Genomic DNA, 16,788 nt, shown 5'->3' with positions numbered 1-16,788 from the left:
CAAATTAATCGGTCTGATTATAAAGACTAACACAGGCCAAGAAAGCCTGTTTCATATCTCTTTTGACCGTTGCTTCAGAAATATCCAGTTTTTCACTAATGGCACGATAAGTTAGTCCATCCAATTGTGATAATAAAAACACCTGTGCAGTACGTTGGGGCAGTTTTTCTAACATTAAATGAACTTGATAAAGCGTTTCTCGAATACAGACTTCGTATTCGGCCGATGGATAGTAATCTTCGGGAAGTTGTGCAAGTGCGTCTAAATACAGGTGTTCTACATGCTGATGTCGCCAATAATCAATAATTACATGCTTGGCGATGCCCATTAACCATGCCTGAGGTTCTTTAATCTTTTCAAAGCAATAGTCACTTTTCAAAGCACGGTAGAACACTTCCTGACTCAAATCTTCCGATTGATGGTGGTGCTGTAGCTTGTGCTTAAACCATGACAACAACGAGCTTTGTTGTGATTGATAAACGTGGCTAAACCATAACTGTTTTTCTACGTTCAGGTTCATAGCAAGGAGTCCACAAATGAGCAGGGAGATGCACAGTTAAAGGCGGATGGAAAAAATATTTTCAAATAGTAATGATAATTGTTCTTAATATCAATAAAATTGTATACATACTTTTACAGAAAAAATTGAGCTGATTTTGAATCTCGTTCGACTAAACCAATGCAGGGGAACATTTTGTGTTTTCTTCGTCTCCCATATTTTTAATGAATTTTATTTGAATAAGTAGAGTATGTCATGAGTGAACAACAGATTGATTTAAAACCACAACAGCATTCTCGATCAAATAAAATCAAATGGTTGATTGGCTTTATTGTGCTTTTGCTCTTGGTGATATGGGGCTGGAACTATTGGAAAAAGTCGCAAGCCAATAAACAAGAGTCGTTTAGCCAATGGAGCAAACCCGTGCCTGTTCGTGTGGTGGGGGTACAACGTGGAGACTTGCAATTACAAATTAAGGCGATTGGTACGGTCGTGCCTACCAATACTGTGAATGTGCAAAGTCAGGTGTCTGGTGTGCTGCAAAAGCTGTATTTCCAAGAGGGGCAATACATCAAGAAAGGGCAATTGTTAGCACAAATTGATCCGACACCATTTCAAGTCGCATTGGCACAGGCACAAGGGACACAGCAACAAAATTTAGCGCAGTTGCAAAATGCACAAACTGAATTGAATCGCTATCAGTTGCTGTATAAGCAAGACTCGATTGCCAAGCAACAGGTCGATCAACAGCAAGCCTTAGTCAATCAACTCAAAGGACAGATGCAAGCCAATCAAGCACAGGTTGATGCGGCAAAGTTACAGCTGTCTTATACCAAAATATATGCACCGATTGATGGACGTGTTGGTTTTCGCCTCAAAGATGCAGGCAATTTAATTCAGGCCAATGAAGCAACGGGCCTATTGAGTATTACTCAAATCCATCCAGTGTATATACAGTTTGCCGTTGCGGAAAACTATTTAGACATCGTACGCCAAGCCACTAAAAATAAACAAAGCATTCAGGTGAGTGCTTGGGATCGTGCAGAACAAAAACAATTGGCAACAGGCTCAGTTCAAGCACTGGATAACCAGATTGATCTGAATACAGGCACACTTAAAGTTAAAGCTGTTTTTGCCAATCTGGATGATGCTTTATTTCCGAATCAATTTGTCAATGTTCGTTTAAATGCCAAGACCTTGCAAAATGCAGTGCATCTACCAAGTGACGCCATCCAACATGGCGCAAAAGGAACTTATGTTTATATTGTCAATAAAGAACATAAAACCGAAGTGCGTCTGTTAAAACTGGGTGTGGTTTCACAAGGACAGACTGAAATTGTTGAAGGTCTTCAGGGCAATGAACGTGTTGTTTTAGAGGGGATTGATCGACTTTCAGAAGGGCAAGAAGTACAAGTCATTCAGGATGATGTTTCTAAGCCAATACCCGCAAAAACTGTAGCTGGGTAAGCGTATGAATATTTCTAGATTCTTTATTATACGACCCGTCGCCACTACTTTGTTGATGTTGGCGCTATTTTTTAGTGGCCTGTTGGTGTGGCGTTTATTACCTGTATCGGCATTACCGCAGGTTGATTATCCGATTATTCAGATTTACACCTTTCAGCCGGGTGCAAATCCAGATACGGTGCAGCGAACTATCAGTTCACCTTTAGAACGGGAGATGGGCAAGATTGCAGGTTTGAAGCAAATGTCTTCGAATAGCTCGGTCGGTGCTTCGGTGATCACCCTGCAATTTGAGTTATCTGCCGAACTGGGCATTGTGGAGCAAGAAGTACAATCGGCCTTGAGTACTGCCAGCAGTAAATTGCCGAATGATTTACCCACGCCACCCATCTATCGCAAAGTGAATCCTGCCGATGTACCCGTGATAACCCTTGCGATTAGTTCTGAGAGTTTGCCACTGACCACGGTCTATGACATGGTTGATACGCGAGTGGCGCAAAAACTGTCGCAGCTTTCTGGGGTGGGGATGGTAAGTCTGGCAGGGGGACAACGTCCCGCCATTCGTGTGCAGATGAACCCAGCTGCCTTGGCAGCGTTTAAGCTCAGTGCTGAAGATGTGCGTGCTGCGATTGCTGCTGCCAATGCCAATCAACCAAAAGGGAGTTTTGATGGGCCTTTTCGATCGACCATGCTCGATGCCAACGATCAGATGCGTTCGATTTCTGATTATGAAAACCTGATTTTACGTTGGAACAATGGCGCACCGATTCGTCTAAAAGATGTCGCACAAGTGCTTGAGGGCAGTGAAGATCGTTATATGGCAGCGTGGGCGGATAGCCAATCTGCTATTTTGGTGAATATTCAGCGACAACCCAATGCCAATGTGATTGAGGTGGCAGATCAAATCAAAAAAATCCTACCTGAGTTACAACAAAACCTGCCTGAAAATGTTCACATTCGCGTATTAACTGATCGAACGGAGAGTATTCGGAGCTCGATTAAAGATGTGCAAAAAGAATTGGTCTTCGCCGTGTGTCTGGTGGTGTTGGTCACCTTCCTGTTTCTACGTAATTTTGCTGCGACCCTGATTCCAAGTATTGCCGTACCGCTGTCGATTATCGGCACTTTTGTACTGATGTATTTCCTTGGTTTCTCGGTCAATAACCTGACTTTAATGGCATTAACCATTGCCACAGGCTTCGTCGTAGATGATGCCATCGTGATGCTTGAAAATATTGCACGACACCGCGAGTCAGGTGAAAGCATGTTGCAAGCAGCGCTGAAAGGATCAAAAGAAATTGGCTTTACCCTCATTTCTTTGACGATTTCTCTGATTGCAGTTTTGATTCCTTTGTTGTTCATGGGGGATGTCGTTGGGCGGCTGTTCCATGAGTTTGCCGTGACACTGGCAGCAGCCATTGCACTGTCTTTGGTGGTGTCTCTGACCTTGACCCCAATGATGTGTGCCTATTTACTCAAAGATGCACCGAAGCATGCAGAGCAACCAAGTCGATGGAGTCTGGATCGAGTCATTCAGCATTATGCGAAGTTGTTGCAATGGGTACTTCGACACCAAGTACTGACCTTGATGGTGATGTTGGCAACAGTGGTACTGGCGGGACTGTTGTATTGGTCGATTCCGAAAGGCTTTTTCCCAGTACAGGACAATGGTGTCATTCAGGTGGTCACTGAAGCCCCTGACCAGATTTCATTTCAGGCCATGAGCGAACGCCAACAAGCTTTGGCAGCAGTAATTGCAAAAGATCCAGCGGTTGCCAGTCTGTCTTCTTTTATTGGTGTGGATGCCAATAATCCCAAGTTAAGCAATGGACGTATTCTGGTCAATTTAAAATCCCATGCTGAACGTGAACCCGCAACGGATGTGATGGCGCGGCTGAGTGAAAACTTTGCACAGGTACATGGTATTAAAGGCTGGATGCAACCTGTACAAGAGTTAAGTATTGAGGACAAAATTAGCCGTACTCAATACCAACTGAGTGTGACTGCACCGAAAAATCAATTGGTAGAGCAGTGGACACCTGAGCTGGTTCAGGCATTGCGTCAGCAGCCTGCATTTGCAGCAGTAACCAGTGAAGATGCAGGGCAGGGCTTACAGGCCTATATCGATGTCAATCGTGATGCGGCAGCACGTTTAGGTTTGAGCGTTGAAGACATTAGTTTGGCTTTGCAGAATCTATTTGCGCAGCGGCAAATTGCAACTTTATATACTCAATCCAATCAGTATCGCATCGTTTTAGAGTTAGATCCTAAACTGACGCAGGGTATTGAGGCTTTAAACCAAACCTATATACATAATAATCAGGGACAGCCGATTTTATTGAGTTCCGTTGCCACCATTGTCGAAAAACATGCACCGATTCTTTTACAGCAACAGTCGCAATTTCCTGCAGTTGGGATTTCCTTTAATTTAGCCAAAGATGTCTCTTTAGGGGAAGCCATTGCTGCGATTGAGCAGGTTAAGCAGAGCCTCGATTTACCGCCAGAGCTACAGGTCCAATTGCAAGGGGCTGCGGCCGCTTTTGAAAATTCGCAGCAACATACCTTTTGGTTGGTTATTGCTGCGATTGTGACCATGTATATTGTGCTGGGCATGCTGTACGAGAGTTTTATTCATCCAGTTACTATTCTTTCAACCTTACCTTCTGCTGCAATTGGGGCTTTATTGGCCTTATTTATGGTGGGGCGGCCGTTGGACATGATTGCGCTGATTGGGATTATTTTACTGATCGGTTTGGTCAAGAAAAACGGCATCATGATGGTTGATTTTGCGCTTGCCGCTCAACGTCATCAGGGCTTATCGGCTGAGCAGGCCATTTATCAGGCTGCTTTATTACGCTTCCGCCCGATTCTGATGACCACACTGGCTGCAGTGGTCGGCGCCATTCCCCTCATGTTGGCCTCTGGTTCTGGAGCCGAATTACGACAACCTTTAGGTTTGGTCATGGTAGGCGGTTTATTGGTGAGTCAGGTTCTCACCTTATTCACCACACCCGTGGTGTATTTATTTTTTGATCGACTGCAATCAAAGCCAAGTACGCAGTTGACACTCTCTGAACAAACAGGGGCAACTGAATGACGTTGTTGTCTGTGTTTGTGCAACGGCCTGTTGCCAGCGTGTTGTTGGGTGTAGCCATCGTTCTGCTCGGTATATTGGCCTATTTACGCCTACCAGTTGCCGCATTACCGCAAGCGGATATTCCGACCATTGTCGTCAGGGCGAATTTGCCTGGTGCCAGTCCAGAAAGTATGTCTGCAACTGTAGCAACACCTTTAGAACGCGCCATGATGGGGGTATCGGGTGTTAAAGCGATTAACTCGTCCAGTAATCAAAGTTCGACACAGGTGGTTTTACACTTTGATTTGAATACTGATATCAATGAAGCTGCGCGTGAGGTTCAGGCTGCCATCAATGCTGCGATGTCACAGTTACCTGCAGGTATGCCGAGTCCACCCGAATATTTCAAAATCAACCCAAGTCAAAGTCCGATTTTCTATTTGGCACTGAGTTCTAATCAGCTTTCTGCTGCAAAGCTATATGAAATTGCATCTCAACAATTACAACCCAATTTGGCCCAGATCAGCGGGGTGGGTGAAGTTGCGATTGATGGTGCTTCCATGCCGGCTGTACGTATCACCATCAATCCAAGTGCTTTAGTTTCAACGGGGATGTCTCTAGAGCAAGTGCGGCAGGCGGTCGCGAAAAGTAATGTGGTACAGGCCTTGGGTGTGGTTGAGCAACAGCAATTACGTTGGCAAGTGACCTTATCAACAGAACTAAAAACTGCCCAAGATTTTGCGGATCTGATTATCCGACACACTGATCAAGGGGTGATCCGCTTAAAAGATATTGCCACGGTCAGTGATTCGGTTGAAAACCGTTATGTCAGTGGTTTTCATAATGGGCAACCTGCGGTGATATTAAAGATTAGCCGACAGCCCAATGCCAATACCGTAGCGACCATTGATCTGATCAAAGCAAAATTGCCTGCTTTGCGTGAGCTAATGCCACGTGATGCACAGTTAACTGTGGTGATGGATGGTTCAAATATTGTCCGTAACAGTTTAGAGGAAGCACGGGATACCTTGTTTTTATCCATGTTACTGGTGGTGATTGTGGTGGTGCTGATGTTGGGGCGCTTGCAGAGTGCTGTGATTCCCGCAATGGCACTGTTGGTCACTTTAATTGGTGTATGTGGTCTGATTTATTTGGCTGGCTTTTCGCTGAATAACCTGTCGATTATGGCGATCATTGTTGCGATTGGTTTAGTGGTTGATGATGCCATCGTCGTACTGGAAAATATTGAGCGTTATATTGAACAAGGCGATTCACCTGCGCAAGCGGCTGTGAAAGGAATTCAGGAAGTTGGTTTTACCTTAATAGCCATGAATCTGGCTTTAATCGTGATTTTTCTCTCGGTTCTGTTTATGGGCGGAGTAATTGAACGCTTGTTTCGAGAGTTTTCGCTCACGCTGGTTTTTGTGGTGCTGTTATCGGTTTTTGTTTCATTAATCTTAACGCCAAGTTTATCGGCACGTTGTTTAAAACCTTTATCCTTGACCCAACCTCCGCGGTTGTATCGTTATAGTCATCGTTTGATTCAGGGGCTGACCCAGTCTTATATTCGGTCTCTCTATTGGGTATTAAAACATGCTTATTTGATTGTGGTAGTTTGGTTGGCTGCAATAATGGCTTCTGTCTATATCTACAATTTATTGCCCAAACGCGTTTTACCTGAACAAGATACTGGACGAGTCGGTGCTTTTATCCGTGGTGATGATGGTTTTTCTTTTCAAATCATGCAACCAAAGATTGCCGCGTTTAATCAAGCCCTACTCAAGGATCCTGCGGTACAAGATGTGGTCGGTACTTCTGGTGGTGGTGGAGGCATGACCAACTCATTTTTGATGGTGAGTTTAAAGCCAAAGGCTGAACGTGACGGTTTAACTTCCAAAGAGGTGGTCGAGCGTTTAAAGAAAAATGCACCTTGGCAGGCGGGGGCCGTGTTCTCAGCAGATGTCGAACAAGATTTGGAATTGGACGATCCTTTTTCCAGTGGCAATGCCCAAGAATATTTATTGTTATTGCAATCTGACAATGTGAGTCTGTTACGTGAATGGGCACCCAAAGTTGCCGAGGCCATGCGCAAACTGCCTGAGTTTGAAGAGGTAGAAACGCAAGGCGATGAAGGTGCTCAACACGTCACTTTAGATATTGACCGCGAAGCAGCAAAACGTTTAGGTGTTGATATTGAAAATATTTCCAGTGTTTTAAATAACTCATTTTCACAACGCCAGATTTCAACAATTCATGATCGAAATGACCAGTTCTATGTGGTGATGGAGGTTGATCAACGCTTTACCGAGCATCCTGAAGCTTTGGCAGATGTCAAAATACCGAATCAACAAGGGGCATATGTGCCTTTAAGCAATTTCGCCACATGGACCTATGGAATCAGCAATGATCGGGTGCATCGCCGTAATCAATATGCAGCGATGGGTGTGGGCTACGTGGTCAAGAAAGGTTATAGCTATGAACAAGCGGATGCTGCAATTCGTCAGGTTTTGCCAGAGATCATGCTGCCAAAAGAAATTTTTGTCATGACAGATCGCGATGTTGAAAGTGAAAGTTTACAGGCGGGAATCAGTACACCCGCTTTGATTGCGGCAGTGATTGTGCTGATTTTTATTGTATTGGGAATTACATATGAAAGTATTGTGCATCCGTTTACCATTTTATCCACTATTCCGACAGCCGCTTTGGGGGCTTTACTCAGTTTGCGGCTATTTCAGATTCCCTTTAGTTTGATTGCCTTGTTGGGCATATTTTTGCTGATTGGGATTGTGGTGAAAAATGCCATCTTGCTGATTGATTTTACTTTGCAGCAACGGCGTCAAGGTCACACCGCTTTCGAGTCGGTTATTACCGCAGCGACATTGCGTTTTAGACCGATTTTAATGACCAATACTGCCGCTTTATTGGGTGCGATTCCACTGGCACTGAGTTGGGGGGAAGGCTCGGAAATGCGTCAACCTTTGGGGATTGCCATTGTAGGTGGATTGGCTTTAGGTCAATTATTAACCTTATATACTACGCCTGTGATGTATCTCATGTTTGAAAAAATCGCTCAAGGCTTAAATAAATTTAGGTTGCAGTTGAATGTGCTCCGTTGGAATAAATAGGAAGTCTCTATGAAAAAAACAGTCTTCACACTTTCTATCAGTGTTGCTGCTGCAATGTCTTTGATGGCTTGCCAATCTAATACGTTCAAGCCTGCAAGCTATCAGCAACCTGAGATTCAGAGCCCTGCACAGTATAAGTATGCAGGTATAGCATGGATTGAAACTTCTCAAATCAGTACCAAACCACAGCAATGGTGGGAGATTTATCATGATCCGATTTTGTCCACACTGATTCAACAACTGGATCAGGACAATTTGAGTATTCAACAAGTACAAGCCAAGTATCGGCAGGCGATTGCTTTATTGGCTCAACAACGTGCTAATTATGCACCAAGCTTGAATATGGGAGGAAGTGCTCATCATAACGAGGCAAAAAATCTGGCAACAAGCCGTCAATTTAGTGCCAATTTAACTGCTAGCTGGATTCCAGATTTATGGGGGAGAGTTGCAAAAGCGGTTGAGGGCCAACAGGCCAATGTACAAGCTTCTGTGGCAGATCTTGCTGCAATTAAACTCAGTCAACAATTGATGGCGGCAGAGGCATATTGGAGCATTCGTTTATTTGATGCCAAACTGGACGTTCTTCAGCAAACGCAACACAGTTATCAACGTTCGGTAGGTATTTTACAACAGCAATATCAAGCGGGAATGATTGCCCGTGCAGATGTGATTCAGGCCGAAACCCAACTGAAACAAGTCGCTGTGCAATTGTTAGAACTGCAACGCAGCCGAGATTTACAGGAAAATATTTTAGCGCTCTTAGTCGGGCAGAATGTTGCTGACTTTAATTTAAACAAAAGTCCTTATCAATTTAGTACTCCCCAGATTCCGACCCAAATTCCAAGCCGCCTTTTAGCACAACGCCCTGATGTGATTCGTCGTGAGCGAGAACTTGCAACCACGCATGCACAACTGGGTTTAGCGCAAACCGCATGGCTGCCGGATCTTACCATTAGCGTGGAGAGCAGTGTGAATAGCCCAGTGTTCCATACGCTATTGCAATCCCCGAATACAGCATGGTCAGTTGGGGCAAAAGTCCTAGGCACAGTGTTTGATGGTGGAAAGCGGCGTGCTGATATTCAACAGGCGCAAGCCAATTATGATGAAAAACTTGCTGCCTATAAGCATTCAGTTTTGACAGGTTGGAAAGAAGTTGAGGATGGTTTATTGCAAGCGTCACTGTTCCAAAAACAGATGATAGAGCAACAACAGCTTCTCAAGCTATCTACTGAAAATGAACGGGTTGCTTCACAGCGTTATCAAGCGGGTTTGGTGAGCTATCTTGAGGTTGCCACAGCGCAAAATCTGCGTTTGGCTGCGGAAGAACGGTTGTTGGAATTACAACAATTACATCTCAAGAATTCAGCACAATTGGTGGCTGCCTTAGGTGGTGGGATGAATTCTTCATCTTAAAGTGAGAGGCGTTATCCGTCATTACAGCGATCCATCTTCAATTTAAATAGAATTGGGATCGCTGTACTTTCTGCATGCATGATAAACATAATGTTTGGGTGATTATTTTTGCCTGATGGCGTTAAACAAGAATAAGAATTGATGATTTTATTTTTGGAGTTTTGAGGGCAAAGATTCCAATTTTTTAGAGCAGTATTTTATTCAACCCATGATTTTCATTTTTCAGTGTCATCTGAATGCCTTTGTGTAAATTTTAGTAGTTAATCAAGCAAATAGCGCTTCAATATGTAGAATAAAAAATAGCCATTTGTTTATTAAAGAATGACTTTAAATCAAAAATTAATTTAGATCTTTCTCATTTCATCTTCATCCCAATCTGAGATAACGGAGCAAATATGATTGTATTATTGATATTGCTTGGCCTATTGATTCAGTTAGTTGTGGTATGGGCTGTTTTTTATTTTGAAGCTACGCGAACTGTTGGTTGTGTAGTGGCGATTGTCGCAGCTATTCTGTGTAGTGTGTTGATCACGCCGTGGAGTCTGTTACTCGGTGTACCGATTATTCTCGCCAGTGTGATTGTTTTGATTGCACCTTTACGTGATGCTTTGGTGAGTCGGCCTGCTTTTAATATTCTCTCAAAAGCAATGCCGAGTATGAGTATCACGGAAAGAGAAGCGCTAGAGGCGGGCACCAGTTGGTGGGAAAAAGAACTGTTTATGGGGGCACCTGATTGGGAAAAATTTGATCAATATCCTTATCCGACTTTATCAACAGAAGAACAGGCATTTTTAGATAATGAAGTACAACAACTCTGTTCAATGTTGGATGAATGGCAGATTCATCATCAAGAAAAAGACCTACCGCCTGAGGTTTGGCAATTTATTAAGGACAATGGCTTTCTCGGTTTGATTATTCCAAAATCATTTGGTGGTAAGCAATTTACGCCTTTTGCGCAAAGTCGAATTATGAGCAAGATTGCTTCCCGTTCACTAACTGCTGCGGTGAGCTGTATGGTCCCGAATTCGCTTGGGCCAGGTGAGTTGCTGCTGCACTATGGTACAGAAGAACAGAAACAACGTTATTTACCCGGTCTTGCAAACGGTACAGAAGTCCCTTGTTTTGGTTTGACCAGTCCTGAGGCAGGTTCAGATGCAGGTGCGATTCCTGATACAGGTGTAGTGTGTTATGGACAGTACCAAGGCCAAGAAGTACTGGGTTTAAAAATGAATTTCTCTAAGCGTTGGATTACGCTGGCACCGATTGCAACCGTGATTGGTTTGGCCTTTAAACTTTATGATCCAGATGGTTTATTGGGTGATAAAAGCAAAGTGGAATATGGCATTACCTGTGCCTTGATTCCTGCTGAGCATGACGGTATTCAGATTGGTCCGAGACATAATCCAGGTGCACCATTTATGAATGGTACAGTCGAGGGGAGTGATGTGTTTATTCCTTTGGACTGGATCATCGGTGGGCAGCAAAATGCAGGTAAAGGCTGGCGTATGCTGATGGAATGTCTCGGTGTGGGGCGTGGTATTTCGTTACCTGCTCTGGCAACCGCGGCTGGGGAAATGAGTTACCTACTGGTGGGCGCATTTGCCAGTGTGCGCCAACAATTCAAAATCTCGGTTGGACATTTTGAAGGGGTGCAAGAGGCGACCAGTGATATTGCCAGTGATGCCTATATGTTGGAGTCATTCCGTTATCTAGTGACTTGTGGTTTGAACCAAGGTGGAACGCCTGCGGTGATGACCGCGATGGCAAAATACTATGCGACTGAAACCATGCGCAAAGTGGTCAATCACGGTATGGATGTCGTTGGTGGACGTGCAATTCAGCTAGGCCCACGTAATTTCCTTGCATTGACTTATCAATCGATTCCAGTGGCAATTACGGTAGAAGGGGCAAATATTCTGACCCGTTCTTTGATGATTTTTGGTCAAGGTTCAATGCGTTGCCATCCTTATTTATTTGAAGAATTACAGCTGTTGCAATCGGAAGATAAAGCCGCTGCTTTTAAGGAATTTTCGCCATTATTGTTTAAACATTTAGCCTATACCTTCAATCGTGCAGCCAAAGCAGCAGCATTTTCGATTACGGGTGGTTCAGATGATGGCTCTAAACAAGCTGATGATTTTTCCAAAGGCTATTACAGCAAGATTAATCGTTTCAGTGCTGATTTTGCATTAACGGCGGATATGGCACTTGGGATTTTGGCGGGTGATTTAAAACGCAAAGAAATGCTGTCTGGTCGTTTAGCCGATATCCATGCGCATTTATTTATCGCTACTGCGATCTTGAAATACTATGAACAGGGTCAGAGAACTGAGGAAGAACAGAAGCATGCGGAATTAGCGCTGAATAAAGCCTTATATCAGGTGCAAGAAGCGTTCTTTAGCTTCTATGATAATTTCCCAATGAAACTTGCTGCCTGTATGGTGAAATTACTTTGCTTCCCATTTGGCCGTCCAATCGCAGCGCCATCGGATCAATTGAAGCAAGAAGTGGCACAACTCATCATGCAAGAGCATGCGTTCCGTGATCAGCTGAAACAGCACGTTTATTATACGACAGATGCTAATGATGTTATGGGGCGGATGGAATCTACCTTCCAGAGCCTATTAAAGCTACAACCGTTATGGAATAAATTTAAAAAAGCAGAGTCAAAAGATCAGTTCACAGGGCTAAGCTTTGAGGAGCACATTGCCAATGCGATTGAGACAGGTTTTATTAGTACTGCTGAGGCAGAGGCACTTTTACAATACAACGCCAAACGCTATGACAGTATGTTGACTGATATTTTTGATGAGCATTTAGCCCATGATTTACCGCTTGAAAATCCTCATCTTAAAACCTGATTGTTGAACATCTTAAAGCTGTATAGAGCAGTCCTGAATGTGTCAGAGATGAGGTGATGTTTCCTCATACTTTCATCATATTCAGGGCTATTTTCATAACAGTTCTAATTTTTTATACCTATCTGTTATATTTTTTTTGAAAAATTCTGTGTCTTTTTTTCTTCTGTATCTTCCTGCACTATAACAACATGAATTGAGCAAAGCCAAAGGTGCCGATATGAGTTTTTTGAAAAAAAAGAATAATGCCAGTTTTGTATTCTTCATTATTACACTGTATGCATTTTTAGGGTTTGGTTTGGGCTACATTATCTGGGAATACGTGCTCTAAGCAGCGATTCCAATCAGGTTCAAAGTGTTCGCCAAATCTACCGCAAGATTAAAAATGGCCTATGGGGAATAGAGTAATTCCCCACATGCCGAAACCCATGATTTATTTTGCAAGAAATGCCACAGCTTCAGTAATCAAGGCTGAGATTTCTTTCGGATGAGAAGCCAGCGAGGCGTGGCTTGCATTTAAAGAAATCACTTTTTTTGCATTTAAACGATCTGACATAACGGCTTGATTTTCTGGGCTGATCATTCGATCTTGAGTTGAAATTTGATACCAAGACGGTTTGGTTTTCCATGCTGGCGTAGAAATGGTATCGCCAAAGGTGCTGGCTAATGGCGCCTTTTGGGTAACGCCCATTGCAAAACCGTCATCTTTACTCAGGTCCTGACAAAAGCTCTCATGGAATTTATCTAATTTTAGCCAGAGATAACCATCACTGTCAGGTTCTAGATTGGGGGCAGCAACAGGTAAATGTTGTTGGGTAATTGCGCCAGGACTCTCGTTGCTATCTGGTGCAAATGCAGCAATATAAACCAGACCGACCACATTCGGTTGATTGCCAACTTCTGTTATGACCGCACCGCCGTAAGAATGACCGACTAACAAAACATCGCCATTCACTTGGGCAATCATTTTTCGAGTGCGTTCAACGTCATCAGCAAGAGAGGTCAATGGAAGCTCGACAGCACGTAGTGCGCTATAGCCTTGATGAGAGAGTTCAGTAATGACTTTATTCCAATGGGCAGCGCCGCCCCAAAAACCGTGTACAAATATAATGGTAGGTTGAGTACTCATGTTTGTCTCCTAGCTGAACGCTATTGTATTGAATTTTATAAGCTTAAGAAGGGAAGGTTGACTGTATAAGAATGAGAAAGAAGTTGGGCGATTTTTATACTAGCGAAATCTTCTGAAAAAGATTATTGATGATTTGTTCGGCTTGTACAATAACTGAAACGCCAATGTTTTTGCAGAAACACTTTTAAGGACAGACGAGCAAAATGAGTGATGAGCATGTTTTAACAGATATCTTTTTTGATATTTATCGATTTGCTGAAATATCGGGTGAGATCTTCTGTCTGGAAAATTTTTCACAGCAGAAAAAGCTGAGCTTTCATGCTCAACATGCCTATATCCATATTATTCAACATGCGCCCTGCAGACTTAAAGTTCAACGACTTCATCTTGATCTGATCTTACAGGCTGGCGATATTGTTGTATTGCCAACTAAGCTTGAGCATTCGATTGAAATCGTGGACGAGTCAATACTGGAAGCATCGGTGATTAGTTGTGTTTTTCAGTTGAAAGGGATTTATGGCGAAGCGATTGCGGAAGGGTTACCCACATATATTCATGTGCCATCCCATCATGATGCAGAAAAAATTGCAGAATGGGTACCGATGACCGTTGCTGCAATCAAGCTTGAACTTGAACATCCAACACTCGGTAGCAAGGTCATGTTGTCCCGAATTATTGATTTGCTATTGGTTTGGTCAATACGTTTTTGGCTGGCAACAGAGACGATAGAGCATAAAAGCTGGATTTCTGCATTACGTGATCCCATGATGAGTAAAGCATTATCGTTAATGCATGCTCAACCTGCCTATGAATGGGATGTTGAATCATTGGCTCGACTTACCAAGCAGTCTCGCTCTAGTTTTTCTAAAAAATTTGTTGAATTGGTTGGGACTTCACCGATACTTTATTTAAAAAACTGGCGTATGAAATTAGCCTGTCAATTGCTTACAGAAACAGATAAAAATATTGCGCAAGTTTCGGAACTGGTTGGTTATTCCTCACAAGCAGCATTCACACGTATTTTACACAGAATTTTGGCTGTTCACCCAAAGTATTTAGAAGTCGATTGATCTCATCTTCATTGGACTAAACAAGGGGGATTAAGTTGCTTGAGTTAAATGAATAAGATTCATATTTGAATATTTAAATAAATCATTTTATTCATAATGATTTGTTGAGTAGGCTAAAACAACACTGGTATTTACAACAATTAGAGATCGCCATGGATGAGCAGTATTTAAAACTTGATGTCTTTATCCTATTTTGAGTATAACAATGACACGATTAGATTTTGCAATTATTGATCCGCATATCCATCAATGGGATCCGTACCATACACCTCACTCTGCTGCATTGTTGGTCAAAGCTTTGGGCAAATATCCTGTTGTCATGGATCGAGTGGTCAGGTTGGTCAAGCCTAAGCCTTTATTGGATACTTTAGGCTTAACAGAATATGCATTGCGTCCTTATTTACCTGAGCATTATCAGGTAGACATTTCGCCATTCTCAGTCGAGAGTGTGGTTCATGTGGAAGCGAATTGGCATCACCACAAAGGTTTTGGGGTGGTTGAAGAAACCACTTGGCTTCAGCAATTAGATTTTAACTCACAAGATTTAAAGTTAGGCGCAATCGTCGCAACAGCAGATCCTCGAGACCGAAAATTTAAAGATATTCTCAAAGCACACCAGGATGCGAGTCCGAAATTTTGTGGTATTCGCAAAATGGCTGCTTGGCATCAAGATCGTGGCATTTATCGTTGGTGTGATCGACCACATTTATATCAAGATGCTCAGTTTCTCAAAGGCTTTGAACAATTGGCAAAAATGGGTTTGTCTTTTGATGCTTGGGGCTATTCTACTCAATTAAATGAAATTACTGCGTTGGCTCAGCATTTTCCTGATATTCCAATCGTGGTTGATCATCTGGCTACCCCAGTCGGGTTATTTGGGGCAGTTGGCAAAAAAACAGGCAAAACACTGGCGCAAAGAAATGCCATCTTTAAACAATGGCAAGAAGATATTGCACAGTTAGCCGAGCAGAAAAATGTCCATGCCAAAATTTCAGGTTTAATGATGCCTGTGCTCGGACATACATATTACAAACAGCATCGAACGGCGACCATTGCGGAGATGGTGAATATATTAACACCCTTAATACAACATGCCATTCAGGTGTTTGGTCTGGATCGAGTGATGTTTGCTTCAAATTTTCCTATGGATAAACCAAATACGACCTTAAATGATTTAATCCATGCCTATATTCAAATGATTGCACCCTATGGTGAGCAGGCTTTGTATTCAGTATTTAAACAAAATGCTGCCAATTTTTATCAACTTCCTTTAGAGCCATAATATGAAAAGTTTTAATCAAAAAGTCGCTGCAATTACAGGCGCAGGGTCGGGCATTGGTCAACAGCTCGCAATTTTATTGGCCCAACAAGGTGCGCATTTAGCTTTAAGCGATATTAATGAACAGGGTTTGGCGGAAACACAGGTTTTGCTTCAGCAATATCCTGTCAAGATTACACTGACAAAACTAGATGTATCAGATCAGACTGCAGTACGTGAATGGGCTGCAGATAGTTTTAAAGCGCACGGCAAGATTAACTTGATTTTTAATAATGCAGGTGTGGCTTTGGCGAGTACCGTAGAGGGGATGAATTATGATGAATTGGAATGGATTTTAAATATTAACTTTTGGGGTGTTGTATATGGAACTAAAGAGTTTTTGCCGTATTTAAAGCAAAGTGATGAAGGGCATATTATTAATATTTCCAGTCTTTTTGGTTTAACCGCTCAGCCGACGCAAAGTGCCTATAATGCTACAAAATTTGCAGTCCGTGGTTTTACAGAGGCTTTACGCCAAGAGTTAAAAATACAAAATAATGGTTTAAGTGCAACCTGTGTGCATCCAGGTGGAATCCGCACCAATATTGCCAACAGCGCAAGAATGAGTGAGAGCATTCGTAGCTTGGGGATGAACCCAGCCAAAGCCAGTCAGGCATTTAACAAGGTGTTAAAAACCCCACCTGAGCAAGCTGCTAAAATTATTCTGAATGCAGTCAAAGCCGATAAAGCACGTATCCTGATTGGGAACGATGCCAAAATGCTAGATTTGATTCAACGCATCACACCAACGCATTATGGACATGCACTTAGCTTTTTCACGAAGAAAAGTAAGAAAAAGAAAGCGTAATGATCTTTAACAAAAGGATGTTAATGGT

The 16,788-nt window shown here is 42.8% G+C and carries 10 protein-coding genes and 1 pseudogene; 9 read left to right on the top strand and 2 right to left on the bottom strand.

All coding sequences use genetic code 11. The features are described from left to right. Positions 1-4: 4 nt before the first annotated feature. Positions 5-520 carry a sigma-70 family RNA polymerase sigma factor gene (locus MMO42_RS05065; RefSeq protein WP_241319552.1) on the bottom strand — a complete coding sequence of 172 codons (516 nt, stop codon included), beginning with the start codon at positions 518-520 and terminating at the stop codon, positions 5-7. Positions 521-754: 234 nt separating this feature from the next. Here MMO42_RS05065 and MMO42_RS05060 point away from each other — a divergent pair, with 234 nt between their 5' ends. From MMO42_RS05060 to MMO42_RS05035, 6 genes are all read left to right on the top strand, one after another. Further along, entirely contained in the window at positions 755-1,966 is a 1,212-nt protein-coding gene (locus tag MMO42_RS05060) for an efflux RND transporter periplasmic adaptor subunit (protein WP_241319551.1), read from the top strand. A gap of 4 nt (positions 1,967-1,970) precedes the next feature. Next, positions 1,971-5,060: a multidrug efflux RND transporter permease subunit gene (locus MMO42_RS05055; protein WP_241319550.1), complete on the top strand. Its 3,090-nt coding sequence runs from the start codon at positions 1,971-1,973 to the stop codon at positions 5,058-5,060. Then, on the top strand, positions 5,057-8,164 hold the full coding sequence (locus MMO42_RS05050; protein WP_241319549.1) for an efflux RND transporter permease subunit: 3,108 nt from the start codon (positions 5,057-5,059) through the stop codon (positions 8,162-8,164). Before MMO42_RS05055 ends, MMO42_RS05050 begins: the two co-directional genes overlap by 4 nt. Before the next feature lie 9 nt (positions 8,165-8,173). Continuing rightward, on the top strand, positions 8,174-9,577 hold the full coding sequence (locus tag MMO42_RS05045) for an efflux transporter outer membrane subunit (RefSeq protein WP_241319548.1): 1,404 nt from the start codon (positions 8,174-8,176) through the stop codon (positions 9,575-9,577). A 395-nt stretch (positions 9,578-9,972) separates the two neighbouring features. Then, entirely contained in the window at positions 9,973-12,438 is a 2,466-nt protein-coding gene (locus MMO42_RS05040) for an acyl-CoA dehydrogenase (RefSeq protein WP_241319547.1), read from the top strand. 217 nt (positions 12,439-12,655) lie between these two features. Beyond that, on the top strand, positions 12,656-12,766 hold the full coding sequence (locus tag MMO42_RS05035; RefSeq protein ID WP_085942822.1) for a hypothetical protein: 111 nt from the start codon (positions 12,656-12,658) through the stop codon (positions 12,764-12,766). Between the two features lie 102 nt (positions 12,767-12,868). Here MMO42_RS05035 and MMO42_RS05030 read toward each other — a convergent pair whose 3' ends face one another. Continuing rightward, complete coding sequence (locus MMO42_RS05030; protein WP_241319546.1) at positions 12,869-13,564, bottom strand: alpha/beta hydrolase; 696 nt, start codon at positions 13,562-13,564, stop codon at positions 12,869-12,871. A gap of 203 nt (positions 13,565-13,767) precedes the next feature. On the opposite strand from MMO42_RS05030, the pseudogene MMO42_RS05025 reads away from it, so the two are divergent. The 3 genes and pseudogenes from MMO42_RS05025 to MMO42_RS05015 all read left to right on the top strand — a co-directional run bounded on the left by MMO42_RS05025 (position 13,768) and on the right by MMO42_RS05015 (position 16,760). After that, positions 13,768-14,654: pseudogene (locus MMO42_RS05025) on the top strand (AraC family transcriptional regulator). 185 nt (positions 14,655-14,839) lie between these two features. Next, the gene (locus tag MMO42_RS05020; RefSeq protein WP_241319545.1) at positions 14,840-15,916 is read left to right on the top strand and encodes an amidohydrolase family protein; all 1,077 of its coding nucleotides are present in this window, start codon (positions 14,840-14,842) and stop codon (positions 15,914-15,916) included. A 1-nt stretch (position 15,917) separates the two neighbouring features. Beyond that, the gene (locus MMO42_RS05015; RefSeq protein ID WP_241319544.1) at positions 15,918-16,760 is read left to right on the top strand and encodes an SDR family NAD(P)-dependent oxidoreductase; all 843 of its coding nucleotides are present in this window, start codon (positions 15,918-15,920) and stop codon (positions 16,758-16,760) included. Positions 16,761-16,788: the final 28 nt, after the last annotated feature.

This window comes from Acinetobacter sp. ANC 3882 (assembly GCF_022549545.1).
In the GTDB taxonomy this organism is placed as follows: domain Bacteria; phylum Pseudomonadota; class Gammaproteobacteria; order Pseudomonadales; family Moraxellaceae; genus Acinetobacter.
The sequence above is the reverse complement of the archived record's forward strand: the minus strand, read 5'-3'. Positions and strand labels throughout refer to the sequence as shown.